The following is an 18,723-nucleotide window of genomic DNA, read 5'->3' on the forward strand; positions in this document are numbered from 1 at the left end:
ATGACCGTATTGACGATCAACGGGCTCTCGGTTGCCTTGCCTTCGGGTGGCGACCGGGCCTTGGCGGTTGAGGGGGTCAGCCTGTCCGTCGCCAAGGGCGAGACGCTGTGCCTCGTGGGGGAGAGCGGATCGGGCAAATCCGTGATCGCGCAGGCGGTCATGGGGATGCTGCCGCCGCAACTGCCCATCACGGCGGGGAGCATCGCCTTTGACGGTGCCCCCCTGCCCGCGCAACGCAGCGATGCGTTCTTGCGGTTGCGGTCGGTGCGGATGGCGATGATCTTTCAGGACGCCAGCGCCAGCCTTGATCCGCTGCGGCGCGTGGGCGACCAGCTTGAGGAAATTGCCGAAGTGCACGGGATCGATCGGGCCGCGCGCAAACGCAAGGTCGCCGAGATCCTGCAGGCGGTGCGTCTGCCCGATCCGGCGAAACTCGCGCGGGCCTATCCACATCAGCTCTCCGGCGGGCAGGCGCAGCGGGTAGTGATCGCCGCTGCGCTGCTGCTCGATCCCGAACTGCTGATCGCGGACGAGCCGACGACCGCGCTGGATGTGACCACACAGGCGGAAATTCTGGCGCTGATCGACGATTTGCGGCGTGAGCGTGGAACGGCGGTGCTGTTCATCACCCATGATTTTGGCGTGGTCAGCGACATCGCCGACCGCGTCGTCGTGCTCCGGCAGGGCGAGATCGTCGAAACCGGTGCGGCCAAGACGTTGCTGGCCGATCCGCAACACCCCTACACCCGCACCCTTCTCGCCGCGGCCACGGCCCGCGGTGCGCCGCGAGACACCGAACGCTCGGACGTGGTGATGGCGGCACAGAATATCCACCTGACCTACGGTCTTGGCGGTCTGTTCAACCGCCGCGAGGTTGAAGCCGTCAAGGATGTCTCCTTGACCCTGCACCGCGGACGCACGACAGCGGTGGTCGGGGAAAGCGGCTCGGGCAAATCCTCACTCGCGCGGTGCCTGCTGCGGCTGGAGGAGGTCACGAGCGGCACGATCACCTTTGAAGGGCGTGACATCACCCACCTGCACGGGGCCGAGATGCAGGCTCTGCGCAAACGGATTCAGGTGGTGTTGCAAGACCCCTTCGGGGCATTGAACCCCCGCCGCACCATCGGGTCTGCCATCGCCGAAGGGCCGATCATCCACGGCGCGTCCAAGGCCGAGGCCCGCGCCAAGGCGGAAGAGCTGCTCGACCTTGTCGGGCTGACACCGCAGGCTTTTGACCGGCACCCGCACGAGTTTTCCGGCGGCCAGCGACAGCGCATCTGCATCGCCCGCGCGCTGGCTCTTGATCCCGACGTGTTGATTGCCGACGAATCCGTCAGCGCGCTGGACGTCTCTATTCAGGCGCAAATCCTTGATCTGTTCCGCGAATTGCAGGCGCGATTGGGGTTCACCATGTTGTTCATCACCCACGACCTGCGGGTCGCCGCCGCCATTGCCGACGATCTGCTGGTGATGCAGAACGGCCGCGCGGTCGAACAGGGCGACGCGGCCGAGATTTTCGCCAATCCGCAACAGCCCTATACCCAAGCCCTTCTGGCCGCGGCCCCGGGCAAGGACCTGCCCGAGGTGTCAGCGGCATGATCGGCTACATCGGCTCTCGCTTGCTGCGGGCGGTGGTCACGCTGTTGATCACCATCACGCTGGTCTTCGTCTTCATCCGGTTTTCCGGAGACCCCGCCGCAGCCCTCGCCCCGCCCGACGCGCCGCAAGAGGTGATCGACCAATACCGCCGCGCCCTCGGCCTCGATCAACCGCTGTGGAAACAATACACCGCCTATCTGGGCCAGCTGTTGCAGGGCGAGTTCGGCTATTCGATCCACACCGGCCTGTCCTCGGCGCAGGTTTTCATGGGGCGGCTGCCCTCGACCCTGCTGCTGGGCGGCTCGGCTTTGGCGATTGCCCTGCTTCTGGGCTTGCCGCTGGGGGCGATTGGGGCATTGAACCGGGGCAAGCCCATCGACCGTTTTGCCATGGGCTTCAGCGTTTTCGCCTTTGCCCTGCCCAATTTCCTGTTCGGGTTGATCATCATCCTCGTGGGCGCGCTGGTCTTTCAGACCTACGTCGGCGCCAGTCCGGACAGTTTCGTCGATGTGTTCTTCCCGGCCCTGACCCTTGGGCTTGCGTCCATGGGGGCGTTTGCGCGGTTCGCGCGCTCCTCACTCCTTGAGACCATCAACGCGCCTTTCATGGTTGCGGCCGAAGCGCGGGGCATCGGCGGGCGGCGAAGGCTGCTGCGCCATGCGCTGCCCAATGCGGCGATCCCCTTGGTGACGCTTATCGGGTTGAGCCTTGGCGGGTTGATCGCGGGCTCGGTGGTGACCGAACAGGTCTTCGGCTGGCCCGGTGTCGGGCAGCTTCTGGTGCGCTCGGTCGCCACGCGCGATATTGCCATGGTGCAATTCATCGTGCTGGCGGTGGCGGTGACGATGATCACCGCCAACCTGATCGTCGATCTGCTTTACCTGCTCATCGATCCGAGGATCCGGTCGAAATGAAGAACAAGGTCCCCTTCGTCGTCAAATGCGCCATGGTTTTCGTGGTGCTCTTCGTGCTGTTCGCGCTCTTCGGGCAATGGCTCAGCCCCTATGAGTTCCGCGAGACGTCGCTGCTGAACCGCCTCAAACCGCCGGGAACCGAAGGCTACATCCTGGGCACCGATGCGCGGGGGCGCGATGTGCTGGTGCGGCTGGCCGTTGGCGCGCAGATCACGTTGATCGTGGCGCTGGTGGGCACCATCATCGGCGCGGTTCTGGGCTCGCTTCTGGGGATCCTCGCCGCCGCGCGACGGGGCTGGACCGAGAACGTGATCGTCGCCGCCATCGACGTGCAGGCGAGCTTGCCGATCATCATCGTCGCGCTGTTCGTGCTGGCGATGTTCGACAATTCCTTCACGCTGTTTTTGCTGCTGATCGGCCTGACCGGGTGGGAGGTTTATGCCCGCCTGATGCGCGGTGCGGTCCTGTCGGCCAAGGAACACGGCTATGTCACCGCCGTGCGCGCGCTGGGGGCCTCGCCCTGGCGGATCTATCTGGGGCATATCCTGCCCAACGTGATCTCGGTCGCGCTGGTGCAGTTCACCGTCAACCTGCCGCTGACCATCCTGCTTGAGACCGCGCTGTCCTTCTTGGGGCTCGGCGTGCAATCGCCGCTGACGTCGCTGGGGCAGATCATGTCCGAGGGGCGCGACCGGCTGTTGACGGCGTGGTGGCTCACACTGTTCCCCGGCGCGATCATCTTTCTGCTGGCGTTGTCGGTCAGCCTGATCGGGGACTGGCTTCGCGACCGCTTAGACCCTACATTGAAGGCGAGATAGGCGCAGCCTAACACGAAAGTCAAAACGTGCCGAACCAACCTTCAACCTTGGCGGTGTTTCAGAACCAGACGTTCCGGTCCTTGTGGATCGCAGCGCTCGCGTCGAACTTCGGCGGGCTGGTGCAGGCAGTGGGGGCGGCGTGGTTGATGACCTCGCTCACCGCGTCGGACAGCATGGTGGCGCTGGTGCAGGGGTCGGTCGCGCTGCCCATCATGGTGTTCTCGCTCTTGGCGGGCATCTTCGCGGATAATTTCGACCGCCGCCGCGTGATGCTTCTGGCGCAGGCGTTCATGTTCGCGGTGTCGGTTCTGCTGACGCTGCTGGCGTTCAATGGATTGCTCACGCCGTGGACGCTGCTCACCTTCACCTTCCTGATCGGCTGCGGCACCGCGCTGCACAACCCGTCATGGCAGGCGACCATGGGCGACATCGTCAGCCGCGAGGAATTGCCAACGGCGGTGTCACTCAACTCCATGGGGTTCAACCTGATGCGCAGCGTCGGTCCGGCCATCGGCGGGGCCATCGTGGCGCTGGCAGGGGCGGCGGCGGCCTTTGCGGTGAACGCGTTGAGCTACGTGGCGATCATTCTGGCGCTGGCGCGGTGGAAATCGCCCCGACGGGACACCCATCTCCCGCGCGAGCCCATGGGAAGCGCCTTTTCCGCCGGGCTGCGCTATGTCTCCATGTCGCCCAACCTTCTGGTGGTGATCCTGCGCGGCGCGTGGTTCGGACTGGCCGGGATCGCGCTCTTGTCGCTGCTGCCCATCGTGGTGCGCGAAACGCTACAGGGGACGGCCTTTGTCTATGGCCTGATGCTGGGGTGCTTCGGCGCGGGGGCGGTGGTCGGGGCGCTCACCAACAGCCGCCTGCGCGCGCGCTACAAGAACGAAAGCATCGCGCGCGGCGCGTTTCTGGGCTTTGCGACCAGCCTGATGATCATCGCCGTCAGCACGACGCCCGTGGCCAGCGGGCTGGGCATCGCCGTGGCCGGGGCCTGCTGGGTGCTGGCGCTGTCGATGTTCAACACCACGATTCAGCTGTCGACGCCGCGCTGGGTCGTGGGGCGGGCCATCGCGCTGTATCAGACCGGCACCTTTGGCGGGATGACGTTGGGAAGCTGGCTTTGGGGGACTATCACACACAATTACGATTCCGCTCATGCGCTGGTCGGCGCAGCGGCGGTTCTGGTGGCCGGTGCGCTGGTGGGGCTGCGCCTGCCCCTGCCGGAATTCGCGGGCCTCAACCTTGATCCGCTGAACCGGTTCACCGAACCCTCGCTTCCCTTCGATCTGAGCTACCGCAGCGGCCCGGTGATGATCATCGTCGACTACGACATCGCGAAAGAGGATGTGCCCGTCTTTCTCAAGGCGATGAATGCGCGGCGCAGGATGCGCATTCGCGACGGGGCGAAACAATGGACGCTGCTGCGCGATTTGCACAATCCCGAAAGCTGGAGCGAGAGTTACCACGTGCCCACATGGGGCGAATACGTCCGCCACAACGAACGTCGCACGCAGGCGGATGCCGCGCTCAGCGACCAGTTGCGCGGGCTGCACCGGGGGCCGGGTGGGCCGGTGGTGCACCGGATGATCGAAAGCCACACGGTGCCGCTGCGCGATACGCTGCCGCTCAAACCCGACATCGCCGCCGATCCGCCAGTGCGCAAAGACGCGAGTGCTACGCCGGAGTCCGCTGGCTAGGGCCCACAGGCTCTATCCCAGCAGCAAAAGCTCGAAGGTGACGCAAACGCGGTTGCGGCCGGGGGTCGGCGGCCCCGCCACCGGAGGCCCGTCGAAACCGACAGCGATGGCCGCCGCGCCGGCGTCACCGGTCAATACGACCTCGCTGGCGATGTCGTCGATGGTGGCACCCGGCCCCAGATCCGCACCAACCAGACTGCCCAGCCCCCGGACCCGGGGCGCGGCGCTGCCGATCCGGGCGGCGCAATCGGCGAGTGCATCTTCAAGCAAGACATTCGGGCGCACCGAGGTGAGCAGCGCATTTGGCTGCTCGACCGGCTGCGTTGCCACGGGTCGGAACAGGGTAAAGCCCGTCTCGGTGTCTGGCGCACTCTCATAACGGGCACCCTCCAACAGCCAGAGGTCCACCGGCTGATCGAAGGCAAGTTCGCTTTGCTCGGCCAGCAGATGCCCGGCATGGGCGACACCCTGTGCGTCGGTCCAGAGCCCGTGAACATGGGCGAAGGCTTCGCCGTCACGCAGCCCAAGATGCGCGCCCGCATAGTCGATCATTGCATCTTGCAGCACCGTCGTGGCGCTATACCACGCCACATGTTTGCCATCCGGGGACGGCGCAGGGCGAACGAAAGCCAGCCGCCGCAGCCTCAGGTCTCGAAGGTCGAACCACGCGCCCGCCTCACCCGCAACCTCGGCCATCGCCTGCAAGAGCGGTCGCCCCGCCCGCAACGTCACCCGCCGCTTATCCGCGCGGCAGGGAACCGCCGCGATCCGCGGGGCGGTTGCCGGTCCGGGGTGGCGCAGCACGTGTGGCTCAGACATCGGCGATCTCACCCCGCGCGGCGAGTTCGGCGCGGATCAACTTCTTGGTGATCTTGCCATAGCCGGACTTGGGCAAAGCGTCCCAGAACAGCACCCGCTTGGGAAGTTTGTAGCGCGGCACTTTGGCGCCCAGCCATTCGAGCAAGGCAGCAGCCTCGGGGGCGCTGTCACGGGGAACGCAGACGGCGACGCCAACCTCACCCCAGTCGCGGTCAGGCACGCCCAGCACGGCACATTCAGCGATTTGCGGATGAGTCAGGATCTTCTCTTCCAGCTCGCGCGGATAGATGTTGGACCCGCCCGAGATATACATGTCTGACGCGCGGTCGGTCAGATAGAGGAACCCTTCGGCGTCCATATGGCCCAGATCGCCGGTCAGGAACCAGCCGTTGCGGAACGCCTTGGCGTTGGCTTCGGGGTTGTCGTGATATCCGGCGAAGACCGCAGGCCCGATCACCGCGACCTCACCGGTCTCGCCCACGGGCACCTCGTTTCCTTCCGCGTCCTGCACCTGCACCTGCATGCCCGTGCGCGCAACACCACAGGTGCCGATGCGCATCGCACTGTCGTCAGCCGAATGCTGTGCGGGCGGCAAAACTGTGATGTTGCCTGTCACCTCACCCAGTCCGAAATATTGCACCAGCACCGGCCCCAAAACCTCAAGCGCGCGGACTTGATCGGCGCGATACATGGGCGCGCCCGCATAAACCACATAGCGCAGGCTGGAATGGTCGTATTCGTGAACGGAGGGGTGCTCGACCAGCATCTTGACGATGGTCGGCACGGTAAAGGCATTTGTCACGCGCCAGTCCTGAACCAGACGCCAGACCTCGTCCGGATCGAAGCGCGTGCCGCCGGGCAGGATCGTCTTGGCCCCCCGCGCGACCTGCGCCAGCTGATGCACGCCCGCGCCGTGGGACAGGGGGGCGACGACGATCGAGGCGTCGTCCGGCCCGGTGCCCGGCATCAGGTCGCACAGGTGGTTGGTCACCACGAAAGCCAGTTGTCCATGGGTCAGCACCGCCGCCTTGGGCTTGCCCGTCGTGCCGGAGGTGAAAAAGAACCACGCGGGGTCATCGCGCTCTACCTCGGCGGGTGTGACAGAAGCCTCGGCGTGGGCGGCGACAAGCGCGTCGTAATCGTCCGCCGAGGGTTCGCCGCCGATGGTGACGGCAAAATCGACCCCGTCGCAAGCCTCGATATGAGCGGCGAATTCGGCCCCCGCCAGCAGACCCTTCGCCCCCGAGGATTGCGCGAGCCAGGCCACATCTTCGGGCGTTTGGCGGAAGTTGGCGGGCACCCAGACGCAACCGAGCTTCCAGCAGGCGAAGGCGGCTTCAAACATCTGGTTGCAATTGGTCGATTGCACCAGCAGGCGGTCGCCCTTGGTCATGCCGTAGCGGTCGCGCAGGGCGGCGGCAAAGGCGGTGGCGCGGGCTTCAAGCTCAGCCCAGTTCCATGTTTTTTGCCCCCAGACCAGCCCGATGGCGTCGGGATGGCGGCGCGCGCTCTCAGACAGGAAATGCGCAAGGTTCATCACGCGGGTCGAGACCGGAAAGCTCATGCCACGCGCTCCAGAATCGAGGCGTAAGAGGCCACGGCCGCGCCGCCCATGTTGAACACTCCGGCAAGTTCCGCATCCCGCACCTGCATGGCCTGCGCCTCACCCATCAGTTGCATCGCGGCCATGACGTGCATGGACACGCCAGTGGCGCCGATGGGATGGCCCTTGGATTTCAACCCGCCCGAGGGGTTCACCGGCAAGCGGCCGTCCTTCAGCGTCCAGCCGTCGCGGATCGCCTGCGCCCCCTGCCCCGGCGCGGTCAGGCCCATGGCCTCATACTCCAGCAGCTCGGCGATGGTGAAACAATCGTGGGTCTCAACAAGGCTCAGATCTTCGACGGTGACACCGGCGGCGGCATAGGCCTGATCCCACGCGCGTTTAGCGCCTTCGAAGCGAGTGATGTCGCGGCGCGACAGGGCCAGAGGTTCGTTGGTGTGGCTGCGCGCGCGGAACCGGATCGCGCGGTTCAGATCGGCCGCCACCTCGGGCGCGGCCAGAACCAAGGCCGCCGCCCCGTCGGAGACAAGCGAGCAATCAGTGCGCCGCAAGGGCCCCGCGACCAGTGGGTTCTTATCCGACACGGAGTTGCAGAAGGCCACGTCGAAATCGCGCTGCATGTGGGCCAGCGGGTTGTGAACCCCGTTCTGGTGGTTCTTGGCCGCGATCATGGCCAATGCCTCAGACTGGTCGCCGTGACGTTGAAAATAGGTGGCGGCGATCTGCCCGAAGAGGCCCGCAAAGCCTCCGCCCACGTCCGCCTCTTCGCGGCGGTAGGACGCGCCCAGCAGGATGTCCCCGACCTCGACCCCCGGCGTGGCCGTCATCTTCTCGGCCCCCACGACAAGCGCGATCCGGCCGCGACCGCTGGCGATGAAGTCCATCGCGCCGTGCAGGGCAGCGGTGCCAGTGGCGCAGGCGTTCTCAAATCGGGTGGCAGGCACACGGGACAGCGCCTCATTGCCCATGCCCACCAGCGCGCCCTGAAAATCCTGATCGGAGAAGCCGTTGTTGAACACGCCAACGAAGAGCCCGTCCACATCCTCGGGCCCTAGACCTGCGTGATCCAGCGCGGGACCGGTCACCTGTGCCATGAGCGCTTCGGTGTCCGGAGCGTCGCTGCGGCCGAAGGGGGTGTGGGCCCAGCCCACGATATGCGGATCGGTCATGTCTTGTTCTCCTTTCGGGCGGCATGGGGCATCTGGCGCGCCAACCGCTGTTCAATTTCTTGCACCTCATGGTGCAGCAGGGCCGCCAGTTCACCGTCGCGCGGCGGCTGCATCCGGCTTTCGATGGCGGCGATGGACAAAGCACCGATCACCGAACCGTCCGGACGGCGCAGGGGCACGCCGATGCCCCAGCTTCCGGTGACGATCCGCCCGGGGTTGAGCGCGAATCCCCGGCGGCGGGTGGCCTCTACATCCGCCTGCAACTGCGCGGCATCATACCCCGGATAGCTTCCCTGCAACCGGTCCGCGTTGTCTGCCACCACCTCGGCAACCTCGGCATCGGTCAGCGCGGCGAGAATCGCCAGCGATCCGGCGCCGATGCCCAGCGGATGCTGCGCCCCGGTTTCCAGCGCGTGGGTGCGGATCGGAAAGGCCCCGTCTTCCCGCAGGAGGCACACCGCCGTGGGGCCGCGCCGCATCGTCACGAATGCCGTGTCGCCACTGTCCCGCGCCAGCCGCCGCACCGCGTCTGCCGCGATCTCCAACAAGCCGTGGCGCGGTGTCGCCTGCGTGCCCAGAACATAGCTTTCTTCGCCCAGATGATACAGCCGCGTTACCGGGTCCTGCTCAACCAGACCGCGGCGCATCAGGGCCAGCATCAGCCGCCGCACCGTGGGCTTGCCCAATCCGGATGCGGACATGAGCGCGGACAAGGACACGCCCTCTCCGCCCCCCTGCCCCGCCGCGCGGCCGGTGATCTGCAACAGCGCCAGCGCCCGGTCCACGGCCTGACTACCCCGAACCGGAAGCGCATCCGCGTCGTCCACAATGTGGACCGATTGACGATCACTCACCGCAGCCTCCCCTGCTTTTCACCTCAAGACCTGCGCATTCCGCCACCTCAATGCAAGAAATATCTTGTCGCGGTCGCCGTTCTCTGTTCCACATTGTGGCGAACAAAGGAGGACGTCTTATGAAAATGATCGCAAAGGCCGCTCTGGCCGCCATGTTGGCCACCACCGCGCTGTCCGGTGCCCATGCGGAAACCCTGCGCCTGTCGCACAACACCGGGGACACCACCACTTGGCATCAGGGGGCCGAGAAATTCGGGGAATTGCTGTCCGAGAAGACCGACGGCGCCTACGACGTCCGCGTCTTTCCCAACGCGCAGCTCGCCGGTGGCGACCAGATGCGGCAGGCGGAAATGGTCGGGCGCGGTGCGCTTGACGTGGTGGTCACCTCTGCGATCAACGTGACCCCGCTGGTGCCCGAGATGGCCGTCTTCTCGCTGCCCTATCTCTATGCGGATTACGCGCAGGTCGATGCGACGACCCAGGGTGAGCCTGCAAAACTGCTTGAGGATATCCTGCGCGACAAGGGGATCGAAGTCCTCGCTTGGGGCGAGAACGGCTTCCGCGAAGTGACCAACAACGTGCGCCCCATCACCTCGCCCGAGGACATGAAGGGTCTGAACATGCGCGTGGCCGGTCCGATGTATATCGACGTGATGAACGCCTTGGGCGCCAACCCCCAACAGATGCAATGGGGCGAGACGATGACTGCCTTGCAACAGGGCGTTGTTGACGGGCAGGAAAACCCCATCGGTGCGGTGATCATCCCGCAGCAGGTCTTCGAGGTGCAGAAATACCTGACCACCTGGCACTATTCCTATGACCCGATCTTCCTGGGCGTCTCGTCCGACCTCTGGGCCGATCTGGATGAGGAAACACAACAGCAGATGCGCGACGCCGCCGTCGAAGCGATGGAGTACCAGCGCGAAATCACCCGCGAAGGCACGGCCGAGGGCGTGGCCTTCTTGCGTGAAAAGGGCATGGAGGTCTATGAGCCTTCGCAGGAGGAGCTTGCCGCCTTCCGCGAGGCCACGAAGCCCGCGTTCGACACCTGGGCCGCCGAAGTGGGCACCGAGATCGTCGGCGCCTTTCAAGAGGCCATTGCCGAAGTGCAGGCAGACTGATCGGGCGCAACATTGAAACGGTGCGGCCCCGGAAGACGGGGCCGGGCCGATCCGGGGAGGATCGCCACCATGCGCTTTGTCTTGCGCGAGTTTGAAAAGATCGTTTGCGCCGTGCTGTTCCTTGGCATGACGCTGATCGGCTTCGCCAATGTCGTGGTGCGCTATGCCACCCATTATTCCTTCGCCGTGTCGGAAGAGATCCTGACCAACGGGTTTCTGCTGTTGACCGTTTTCGGCGCAGCAGTGGCCGCGCGGCGCGGGGATCATCTGGCGGTCACACTGGTGCAAGACGCCCTGCCCCGTCGCGCCGCGCAGGCGGTCTTCATCCTTTCGGTGATCCTGTCGGTGATCCTGCTTGCGGCTTCGGCGTGGTTTTCATGGGCTACCCTGATGAACCAGATCAGCAGCGGCATGCGCAGCTACGCGCTGGGGATTCCTGCGTGGTATTATCAGGTCGGCCTGCCCTTCGGCTTCGGCCTTATCATCCTTCGGTATCTGCAACACGCAGCCGAAATTTGGCGCGCCCCGCGTCAGGAACCACAGGCGACCCCCAGTGTTTGATATCCTTGGCATGAGCGCCGGCACCCAGATGATTGTCGGCTTCTTTCTGTTGATCGCCCTGCGGGTGCCCGTGGCCTTCGCGCTTGGCCTGTCGGCGATGTATGCCATGTGGCAGATCGGGTTCGGCTTTGAGCTAGCGGGCGATCTGATCGCCACCGGCATCGCGAAATATGCGCTTCTGGCGATTCCGTTCTTCATTCTTGCCGGCACGCTCATGGGGACGTTGGGGATCGCCGAGCGCATGATCCGCTTCTTCCGCATCCTGATCGGCAATCTGCCCGGCGGCATGGGGGTGGTCGGCACTGTGGTCTGCCTGTTCTGGGGCGCGGTTTCGGGTTCGGGGCCAGCGTCGGTCGCCGCAATCGGGCCGATGATCATCAAGGGCATGCACGAAGACGGCTATCCGCGCGCGGCGGCGGCGGCGCTGGTCTGCACGGGGGCGGCCTTTTCCATCGTCATCCCCCCCTCTATCGGGTTGGTGATCTACGGGGTCATCGCCCAGACCTCGATTTCAACCCTCTTCATCGCGGCGATCATTCCGGGGCTGTTCATGGGGCTGATGATGCTCGTCGTCCTGCCGTTTCTGAAACCGCGCGGGCGGGACAACCTCGACCGCCTGTCCCCCGCCCCCGAGACCGCCGGCTACTGGCGCGCGCTGGGGCGCAGCTTTCGCGAGTCCTTTTGGGGGCTGCTGACGCCCGTGGTGATCCTTGGCGGGATATATTCGGGGATTTTCACGCCCACCGAAGCCGCGCTGGTGGCGACCGTCTATGCGATCCTCGTGGGGGCTTTTGCTTATCGCACGCTCACCCTGCGGGCGCTTTATGACGCGCTTTCGGACGCGGCCTCCTCGTCGGCGGTGGTGATGCTGGTGGTGGCCTATGCGAGCCTGTTCGGCTGGGTCGTCACGGTTGAGGACCTGGTCGGGCAGTATTCGGGCCAGCTTCTGGGCCTGTCCGAGAGCAGCGCGGTGATCTTGATGGTGATCATGCTGATCCTGTTGGTCGCCGGCATGTTCATGGACCCGGTGACGGTGATGTTCATCTCCTTGCCGATCTTCCTGCCGGTGGTGCGCGAATTGGGCTGGGATCCGGTCTGGTTCGGCGTTCTGGTGATGATCAACCTTGCCATCGGACTGATTACGCCGCCGGTGGGGATCAATCTTTACGTGGCGGCGAACATCACCCGCATGCCGTTGGAGCGGATCGCCCGGGGAGCCGTGCCGTTTCTGGTCATCAGCGTGATTGGTCTTGCCATCGTGGCGGCGATCCCCGCACTGTCGTTGGTGCTGCCCGAGCTGTTGCGCTAGCCCTGCACGTCAGTCTTGGGGCGCAACGCGGCGATCTCCGCCACGCGGGCGGCGTTGTCGGGGGCCAGCGTGCCGGCGGCGGAATGCAAGTTGTTCTCGAACCCCACCCGCGCCTTGCCGCCGAGATCGAAAGCCCGTCGCAAACAAGCGGTTTCGGTCTGACCAAAGGCGCAGGCCGCCCAATCGGCCCCCGGCGCGACAGTTTGCAACTGCGCCACCAGCGGAACGAGCGTCTCGGGGTCGGAATACTGGCCCGTGGTGTAGCGCCCCAGCACGATCAGCGCTTGCAGCGGCCCGTCGGGAATGCGCCCGGCCGTTCGCTCATCCGCCAAAAGGGCGATGTCGTCCGCGCCGTAAAGAATGTGCTGCACGGCGATCCCGGCCTCACGCGCCCAATGGTAGAAATCGGGCACAGGACCGTCGGCCAACATCTCGCGGATCGAGACGGATACGGCGGAGGGGACCACGTCGCGCACCAGTTGGCGCTGTTCGTGCGGGGTGTAGCGGCCCACGGCCTCGGTCGTGATCTGGACCTGCATGTCGGGGCAGCTGCGCGTCATCTCGGCCAGCAGCTCGCGGTAGAGCCCCGCGTCCAGTACATGCGCGCCAGAGGCATCGCGGACATGGGCGTGCAGCCCCCCTGCCCCCGCCTCCCAACAGGCTTGGGCGGTGGCAACCGTGTCTTCAACCGTCATCGGCAGTTGCGGATGATCGGCCTTGGTGCGGCGCGCGCCGTTGGGCGCGACCATGATGCGAGGCAGAGCGGTCATTGCGTCAACGCCGTATCGAGGGCGCGACCCAGTTTCTCGACCACTTCATCGAGTTGATCCTCACTTATGATGAAGGGCGGCGCGAGAAGCACGTGATCGCCGTGCTGCCCGTCGATGGTCCCGCCCATGGGATAGCACATCAACCCGGCCTCCATCCCGGCGGCCTTGATCTTCTTGTTGATCGCGCGCGCGGAATTGAAAGGCGCTTTGCTGTCGCGGTCGGCCACAATCTCGAGCCCGCGGAACAGCCCCCGTCCGCGAATGTCTCCGACATGGGCATGATCGGAGAAAGCTGTCTCTAACCGGGCAGACAGAGCCTCACCCAGCTGTTGCACGCGCGGGATGAGCCCGCCTTCGGTCAATTGCGTCACCACCGCCAGCGCCGCCGCCGTGGCCATGGGGTGGCCCAGATAGGTGTGGCCGTGCTGGAAAAAGCCGCTGCCGTCGGCGATGGTGTCGAAGATTTCAGAGGTGCAGAGCATCGCGCCGATGGGCTGATAGCCCGCACCAAGCCCTTTGGCGATGGTCACGATATCCGGCGCGATCCCGTCCTGCTCACAGGCGAACAGCGATCCCGTGCGCCCCATGCCGCACATCACCTCATCGAGGATCAGAAGAATGCCGTTGGCGTCGCAAATCTCCCGGATCCGTTTGAAATACCCCGCGACCGGGGGCACCGCGCCGAGAGTTGCGCCGACGACCGGCTCGGCGATGAAAGCCATGACGCTCTCCGCCCCGAGACGGTCAATCTCGGCCTGCAACTCGTCAGCGACGCGCTGGCCGTAGGCCTCGGCGGTCTCGCCAGGCTCCTGCCCGCGATAGGCGTAGCAGGGCGCGATGTGGCTGGCTTCGATCAGCAGCGGATCGAACTGCTTGCGCCGCCAGGCGTTGCCGCCTGCCGCCAGCGCCCCCAGCGTGTTGCCGTGATAGCTTTGCCGCCGCGCGATGATCCGGTGGCGCTGCCCCTCCCCCTTCTCAAGGAAATACTGCCGCGCCAGCTTGATCGCCGCCTCGATGGCTTCCGACCCGCTTGAGACAATATAGGCGTGATTGATAGCCCCGGGCGCGTGACGCACCAGCAGCGCGGCGAGCGCCTCCGTCGGTTCAGACGTAAAGAATCCGGTGTGCGCATAGGCGATCTGGTCAAGCTGGGCATGCATCGCCGCGCGGACCTTTTCGTTGGAATGCCCCAGACAGGACACTGCCGCCCCGCCACAGGCATCCAGATAGCGTTTGCCCGTATCATCAATGATATAGCACCCGTCGCCGCGAATGGCGGTTGGCAGGTTAGCGCGCGATGCGCGATGGAAAACAGACGACATTTTCAGGTTCCCGGTTCTAGGCGGTTGGAAATCATATTTGCATTTTGCCTTTACTTGCAAATAAATTTGCATATTCATGCGGACAGGACAAGAGGTCCGTTCAACCCAAGGGAGGACATATGAATACCTTTAGCAAACTGATTGCCGCAGCAGCGCTTGCCGTCGCCGGAACAGGCGCCGTCGCTGAAGACCTGATCGTCGCCACGGACACCGCTTTCGTGCCGTTCGAGTTCAAGCAGGACGGGGAATACGTCGGCTTTGACATCGACATGTGGGATGCCATCGCGCAGGATCTCGGCGTCACCTATGAGCTGCGCCCGATGGACTTCGGCGGCATCATCCCCGCGTTGCAGACCGGACAGGTTGACGTGGCGCTCGCTGGAATCACCATCAAGCCCGAGCGTGAGGAAGTGATCGATTTCTCCGACGGCTATTATGACAGCGGCTTCCTGCTCATGGTGCCCAGCGACAGCGACATCACCGGCGAGGCCGACCTGGCCGGCAAATCCATCGCGCTGAAAACCGGAACCTCGGCTGCGGATTACGCGAACGAGAACTTCGGCGAGAGTGACATCCGCCTCTTCCCCAACATCGACAACGCCTATCTCGAACTGCGCACCGGCCGCGTGGATGCGGCGATGCACGACACGCCCAACGTGCTCTACTACATCGCCAACGCCGGCAACGGTGACGTCAAGGCAGTGGGTGAGCAGATGCTGGCCCACGAATACGGCATCGCCTTCCCCAAAGGCAGCGAATGGGTCGAGCGTGTGAACGAAGCGCTCGCCGCCATGCGCGAAGACGGTCGTTATGACGAGATCTACGCCAAGTGGTTCGGCGAAGCGCCCTCGAACTGATCACAACCAGCCCGCCCGCGCCGCACCCGGCGCGGGCCACTTTGAAAAGGGGACGCCATGCAGGTCGACTGGTCCATCATGATCGACTTTATCCCGCAGCTTCTTGCGGGGGCCAAGGTCACAATCTACATCACCGTTCTGGGGTTGATCGGTGGCATCATCCTGGGTGTCATTGCCGGTCTCATGCGCGCCTATGGCGGCAAGATCCTGAACGCCATCGCCTTTACCTATATCGAACTGATCCGCGGCACTCCGATTGTTGTGCAGGTCATGTTCCTGTATTTCGCCCTGCCCGTGCTTGCCGATATCCGGATTGACCCGATGTCGGCGGCGGTGCTGGCCATTGTCGTCAACGCGGGCGCCTATATCGCCGAGATCGTGCGCGGGGCCTTCCTGTCGATCCACAAGGGGCTCACCGAAGCCGGCCTTGCCATCGGGATGCCCCATTGGCAGGTTCTGCTCTATATCGTCGGACCGCTGGCGTTCCGCCGGCTCATCCCGCCGCTTGGCAACCAGTTCATCGTCAGCCTCAAGGACACATCGCTTTTCATCGTGATCGGTGTCGGGGAGCTGACGCGCACCGGACAGGAAATCATGGCCGCCAACTTCCGCGCCGTCGAAATCTGGACCGCCGTTGCGATCTGTTACCTGATCATGACCGGCACCATGACCATCGCCCTGCGCGCCATCGAGAAAAGGATGCGGATCCTATGAGCTTCATCGAATTCAAGAACACCTCCAAATCCTTTGGTCCCCTGCAGGTTCTGACCGAAGTGGACCTGAGCATCGAACAGGGCGAGGTTGTCGTGCTGATCGGGCCGTCCGGGTCGGGCAAGTCCACGCTCCTGCGCTGCATCAACGGGCTTGAGATGATCACCGGCGGCGACCTGATCGTGGACGGGCTGTCGGTCACGGCGGGCAAGAAGACCTTGCGCGAAATCCGTAAGGAAGCCGGCATGGTGTTCCAGCAGTTCAACCTGTTCCCGCAAATGACCGCGCTACAGAACGTGGCCCTTGGCCCCCGCAAGGTGCGCGGCCTGTCCCGCACCGAGGCCGAGACCCAAGCGCAAGAACTGCTCGACAAGGTGGGCCTGTCGGACAAGGGCGGCCACTACCCCAGCGAGTTGTCGGGCGGACAGCAACAACGGGTCGCCATTGCCCGCGCCCTCGCCGTGAAGCCGAAAGTGATGCTGTTTGACGAGCCGACGTCGGCGCTGGACCCTGAGCTGAAGCAAGAGGTTCTCAACGTCATGTTGCAGCTCGCCAAAGAAGGAATGACGATGGTCGTCGTCACCCACGAGATGAGCTTTGCCAAACAGGTCGGCACCCGTCTGATCTTCATGGAACACGGCAAGATCGCCGTGGACGACGATCCGCGCCGGGTGATCGACACGCCGCCGAATCCGCGCATGAAGGACTTCCTCAGCCATGTCGAATAAATCCAATCCGCTGGGCTGGCTGACGGTCTCAGGCACCCCTTATGAGGTCGGGCACGCCATGGGCGTGCAGGGCCGCGACGCGGTGCATAGGCAGCTTTTGCCTTCGGACATCTGGGCCGAGATCACCGGCCCCACCCACGCGCAGACCGTCGCGCGACTGATCGACGACACGCAGGCGAAGTTTCCCGCGATCCACGAGGAACTGCGCGGGCTGGCCGAGGGGCTGGGCCTGCCGTTCCGCGATGTCTTCGCGTGGAACTGTCGTGGCGATTTGCTCGCCTCTGTTCCCGACGGCTGCACCACGATCCTCACCCCCGGTGATGCCATCCAGATCAGCCACAACGAGGATGGCCTGCCCTTCTTTCGCGGGCATTGCTTCATTCTCGAAGCGACTCCTGAGGGCTCGACCCCGTTCCATGCCTTTTGCTACCCCGGCTCGGTCGCGGGGCATACCTTTGGCTGGAACAGTGCCGGTCTGGCGCAGGCGGTGAACAACCTGCGGCTGACCGGGGTGACACCGCAGATCCCGCGAATGGTGCTGGGCCGTGCGGTTCTCGCAGCCGCGTCGTTGCAAGCGGCGATGGATGTGCTGACCGACGATCCCCGAAGCGGCGGGTTCCACATGGGGCTTGCGCAAGTGGGTGAGCCGGACCTGCTAAGCGTCGAATACGGTGGCGGGCGGTCCTCGGTCCGCACGATCACGACCCGCAGCGGCCACGCAAACCACGCGCTGCATCTGGAATGCGGCGGGCAGATCACCACCCAATCGTCCGGAGATCGCCAGATCACCGTGGACCGCCTCGTGACGCAGCCCGAGCAGACCGATCTGGACATTCTGCGCGACACATCGGGCCCCGGCCTGCCGATCCGTCGCGATGCCCCCGACGATCCCGATGACGAGAATACCCTTGCCACCGGCGTGCTGCGCGTTGCACCAACAGGGATCGAATGGAGAATCTATGCCGAAGGAGACGGACCGGCGACCTTTGAAGGCGCGCAACAGCCCGCCTGAGGCACCTCCGGCCACGATCGAAGACCTGCGCGCCCTGCTGATCGATATCACGCAAGGCGCGCAGCCGCGCCTTGGCCCCAAGGCCCGCGCCGCCTTTGGCCGCATTCTGGACGTGCAGAACAGCACCGACCTGTTGTCAATCACGACCCTGTCCGAGCGGATCGACACCAATCCGTCCACCATCACGCGTCTGGCCAAAGCGCTTGGCTATTCCGGTTTTGGCGACTTCCAGAAGGCGCTTTTGTCGACCCGTCTGCGCCAGCGCGGATCGTTCTACCTCAATCAGGCGCAATCTGTCATTTCCAGCGCGGACCAACCGGTGGCGCAGCGGGCGGCGAGCCTGTGTCGCGAAAATCAGGCAAATATCGACCAGTTTATCGACAGCTTCGACGCAACGGCCTTCGAGACCGCAGTGCGCCTGATCTCCGAGGCCCCGCGTGTGACGATCTACGGCATCCGGCAGTTCCACTCGCTCGCGGCGTTTCTGACCTATGGGCTGCGCCTGATCCGCTCGGACGTGACCCTGCTGAATGGCAACGGGCTTGGCGTCGCCGAGGAGATCGGGGCCATGTCCGCAGGGGATTTGTGTATCGTCGCAAGTGTGGCCCCCTATTCGACCCAAGTGGCCGATGCGGCACGTATTGCCCACGAACAGGGTCTAAACGTCATCGCCCTGACCGATCTTGCCAGCTCCCCCCTTGTGTCCCATGCAGCGGCGTCGATCTTCGTGCCCCATCAAAGCAGCTTCATCTCGAACTCGATCACCAGTTACTTCGCCGCTGCGGAATGTATCATCAACGCAGTCGCGGCGGCGAACTCGGAACAGACCGAGAAGGCGCTGATCACGCGGCAGGACCTGTTCAAACGCTTGTCGATCGAAAGCCGCTAAGGCCGGAGG

The 18,723-nt window shown here is 64.6% G+C and carries 18 protein-coding genes; 12 read left to right on the forward strand and 6 right to left on the reverse strand.

Annotated features, from left to right (window positions below):
- The 4 genes from DC363_RS14695 to DC363_RS14710 are packed head-to-tail and all read left to right on the forward strand — an operon-like array spanning nt 1 to nt 5,031.
- Entirely contained in the window at nt 1-1,599 is a 1,599-nt protein-coding gene (locus DC363_RS14695) for an ABC transporter ATP-binding protein (RefSeq protein ID WP_108641918.1), read from the forward strand.
- A complete protein-coding gene (locus DC363_RS14700; RefSeq protein WP_108641919.1) occupies nt 1,596-2,513 on the forward strand; it encodes an ABC transporter permease in 918 nt (305 codons plus the stop codon). The genes DC363_RS14695 and DC363_RS14700 overlap by 4 nt, the downstream gene beginning before the upstream one ends.
- The gene (locus DC363_RS14705) at nt 2,510-3,331 is read left to right on the forward strand and encodes an ABC transporter permease (RefSeq protein WP_108641920.1); all 822 of its coding nucleotides are present in this window, start codon (nt 2,510-2,512) and stop codon (nt 3,329-3,331) included. The genes DC363_RS14700 and DC363_RS14705 overlap by 4 nt, the downstream gene beginning before the upstream one ends.
- A 26-nt stretch (nt 3,332-3,357) precedes the next feature.
- Nucleotides 3,358-5,031: an MFS transporter gene (locus tag DC363_RS14710; protein WP_108641921.1), complete on the forward strand. Its 1,674-nt coding sequence runs from the start codon at nt 3,358-3,360 to the stop codon at nt 5,029-5,031.
- Between the two features lie 12 nt (nt 5,032-5,043).
- On the opposite strand, the gene DC363_RS14715 is transcribed toward DC363_RS14710, so the two are convergent.
- From DC363_RS14715 to DC363_RS14730, 4 genes are read right to left on the reverse strand one after another with little or no spacing between them, the layout of a single operon-like run.
- The gene (locus DC363_RS14715; RefSeq protein WP_108641922.1) at nt 5,044-5,850 is read right to left on the reverse strand and encodes a PPC domain-containing DNA-binding protein; all 807 of its coding nucleotides are present in this window, start codon (nt 5,848-5,850) and stop codon (nt 5,044-5,046) included.
- Nucleotides 5,843-7,414 (reverse strand): acyl-CoA synthetase, encoded by a 1,572-nt coding sequence (locus DC363_RS14720; RefSeq protein ID WP_108641923.1) that lies wholly within the window; start codon nt 7,412-7,414, stop codon nt 5,843-5,845. Before DC363_RS14720 ends, DC363_RS14715 begins: the two co-directional genes overlap by 8 nt.
- Entirely contained in the window at nt 7,411-8,580 is a 1,170-nt protein-coding gene (locus tag DC363_RS14725) for an acetyl-CoA acetyltransferase (RefSeq protein ID WP_108641924.1), read from the reverse strand. Before DC363_RS14725 ends, DC363_RS14720 begins: the two co-directional genes overlap by 4 nt.
- Nucleotides 8,577-9,434: an IclR family transcriptional regulator gene (locus DC363_RS14730; protein WP_241963019.1), complete on the reverse strand. Its 858-nt coding sequence runs from the start codon at nt 9,432-9,434 to the stop codon at nt 8,577-8,579. The genes DC363_RS14725 and DC363_RS14730 overlap by 4 nt, the downstream gene beginning before the upstream one ends.
- Nucleotides 9,435-9,553: 119 nt before the next feature.
- Here DC363_RS14730 and DC363_RS14735 point away from each other — a divergent pair, with 119 nt between their 5' ends.
- The 3 genes from DC363_RS14735 to DC363_RS14745 all read left to right on the forward strand — a co-directional run bounded on the left by DC363_RS14735 (nt 9,554) and on the right by DC363_RS14745 (nt 12,425).
- Nucleotides 9,554-10,555: a DctP family TRAP transporter solute-binding subunit gene (locus DC363_RS14735; protein ID WP_108641925.1), complete on the forward strand. Its 1,002-nt coding sequence runs from the start codon at nt 9,554-9,556 to the stop codon at nt 10,553-10,555.
- A 69-nt stretch (nt 10,556-10,624) separates the two neighbouring features.
- Nucleotides 10,625-11,116 carry a TRAP transporter small permease gene (locus DC363_RS14740; protein ID WP_108641926.1) on the forward strand — a complete coding sequence of 164 codons (492 nt, stop codon included), beginning with the start codon at nt 10,625-10,627 and terminating at the stop codon, nt 11,114-11,116.
- The gene (locus DC363_RS14745) at nt 11,109-12,425 is read left to right on the forward strand and encodes a TRAP transporter large permease (protein WP_108641927.1); all 1,317 of its coding nucleotides are present in this window, start codon (nt 11,109-11,111) and stop codon (nt 12,423-12,425) included. Before DC363_RS14740 ends, DC363_RS14745 begins: the two co-directional genes overlap by 8 nt.
- Here the strand turns inward: DC363_RS14745 and DC363_RS14750 are convergent.
- Both DC363_RS14750 and DC363_RS14755 read right to left on the reverse strand, forming a co-directional pair.
- Complete coding sequence (locus DC363_RS14750; RefSeq protein ID WP_108641928.1) at nt 12,422-13,195, reverse strand: beta-keto acid cleavage family enzyme; 774 nt, start codon at nt 13,193-13,195, stop codon at nt 12,422-12,424. The two genes, DC363_RS14745 and DC363_RS14750, sit on opposite strands and share 4 nt — an antisense overlap.
- On the reverse strand, nt 13,192-14,517 hold the full coding sequence (locus DC363_RS14755) for an aspartate aminotransferase family protein (protein WP_108641929.1): 1,326 nt from the start codon (nt 14,515-14,517) through the stop codon (nt 13,192-13,194). Before DC363_RS14755 ends, DC363_RS14750 begins: the two co-directional genes overlap by 4 nt.
- 119 nt (nt 14,518-14,636) lie before the next feature.
- Between DC363_RS14755 and glnH the strand changes: the two genes are divergently transcribed.
- From glnH to DC363_RS14780, 5 genes are read left to right on the forward strand one after another with little or no spacing between them, the layout of a single operon-like run.
- Nucleotides 14,637-15,374: a glutamine ABC transporter substrate-binding protein GlnH gene (gene glnH / locus DC363_RS14760; protein ID WP_108641930.1), complete on the forward strand. Its 738-nt coding sequence runs from the start codon at nt 14,637-14,639 to the stop codon at nt 15,372-15,374.
- 57 nt (nt 15,375-15,431) lie between these two features.
- Nucleotides 15,432-16,088 (forward strand): glutamine ABC transporter permease GlnP, encoded by a 657-nt coding sequence (glnP, locus tag DC363_RS14765; RefSeq protein WP_108641931.1) that lies wholly within the window; start codon nt 15,432-15,434, stop codon nt 16,086-16,088.
- On the forward strand, nt 16,085-16,813 hold the full coding sequence (gene glnQ / locus DC363_RS14770; RefSeq protein WP_108641932.1) for a glutamine ABC transporter ATP-binding protein GlnQ: 729 nt from the start codon (nt 16,085-16,087) through the stop codon (nt 16,811-16,813). The genes glnP and glnQ overlap by 4 nt, the downstream gene beginning before the upstream one ends.
- On the forward strand, nt 16,803-17,825 hold the full coding sequence (locus tag DC363_RS14775; protein WP_108641987.1) for a C45 family autoproteolytic acyltransferase/hydrolase: 1,023 nt from the start codon (nt 16,803-16,805) through the stop codon (nt 17,823-17,825). Before glnQ ends, DC363_RS14775 begins: the two co-directional genes overlap by 11 nt.
- Nucleotides 17,773-18,714 (forward strand): MurR/RpiR family transcriptional regulator, encoded by a 942-nt coding sequence (locus DC363_RS14780; RefSeq protein WP_158270885.1) that lies wholly within the window; start codon nt 17,773-17,775, stop codon nt 18,712-18,714. The genes DC363_RS14775 and DC363_RS14780 overlap by 53 nt, the downstream gene beginning before the upstream one ends.
- Nucleotides 18,715-18,723 lie beyond the last annotated feature (9 nt).

Origin of the sequence: Thalassorhabdomicrobium marinisediminis, assembly GCF_003072065.1 — a bacterium.
Lineage (GTDB): Bacteria > Pseudomonadota > Alphaproteobacteria > Rhodobacterales > Rhodobacteraceae > Octadecabacter > Octadecabacter marinisediminis.

Coding starts and splice junctions, on each gene's coding strand:
- DC363_RS14695 (WP_108641918.1), top strand. CDS start 1: ATGACCGTATTGACGATCAACGGGCTCTCGGTTGCCTTGCCTTCGGGT.
- DC363_RS14700 (WP_108641919.1), top strand. CDS start 1,596: ATGATCGGCTACATCGGCTCTCGCTTGCTGCGGGCGGTGGTCACGCTG.
- DC363_RS14705 (WP_108641920.1), top strand. CDS start 2,510: ATGAAGAACAAGGTCCCCTTCGTCGTCAAATGCGCCATGGTTTTCGTG.
- DC363_RS14715 (WP_108641922.1), bottom strand. CDS start 5,850: ATGTCTGAGCCACACGTGCTGCGCCACCCCGGACCGGCAACCGCCCCG.
- DC363_RS14720 (WP_108641923.1), bottom strand. CDS start 7,414: ATGAGCTTTCCGGTCTCGACCCGCGTGATGAACCTTGCGCATTTCCTG.
- DC363_RS14725 (WP_108641924.1), bottom strand. CDS start 8,580: ATGACCGATCCGCATATCGTGGGCTGGGCCCACACCCCCTTCGGCCGC.
- DC363_RS14735 (WP_108641925.1), top strand. CDS start 9,554: ATGAAAATGATCGCAAAGGCCGCTCTGGCCGCCATGTTGGCCACCACC.
- DC363_RS14740 (WP_108641926.1), top strand. CDS start 10,625: ATGCGCTTTGTCTTGCGCGAGTTTGAAAAGATCGTTTGCGCCGTGCTG.
- DC363_RS14750 (WP_108641928.1), bottom strand. CDS start 13,195: ATGACCGCTCTGCCTCGCATCATGGTCGCGCCCAACGGCGCGCGCCGC.
- DC363_RS14755 (WP_108641929.1), bottom strand. CDS start 14,517: ATGTCGTCTGTTTTCCATCGCGCATCGCGCGCTAACCTGCCAACCGCC.
- glnH (WP_108641930.1), top strand. CDS start 14,637: ATGAATACCTTTAGCAAACTGATTGCCGCAGCAGCGCTTGCCGTCGCC.
- glnP (WP_108641931.1), top strand. CDS start 15,432: ATGCAGGTCGACTGGTCCATCATGATCGACTTTATCCCGCAGCTTCTT.
- glnQ (WP_108641932.1), top strand. CDS start 16,085: ATGAGCTTCATCGAATTCAAGAACACCTCCAAATCCTTTGGTCCCCTG.
- DC363_RS14775 (WP_108641987.1), top strand. CDS start 16,803: ATGTCGAATAAATCCAATCCGCTGGGCTGGCTGACGGTCTCAGGCACC.
- DC363_RS14780 (WP_158270885.1), top strand. CDS start 17,773: ATGCCGAAGGAGACGGACCGGCGACCTTTGAAGGCGCGCAACAGCCCG.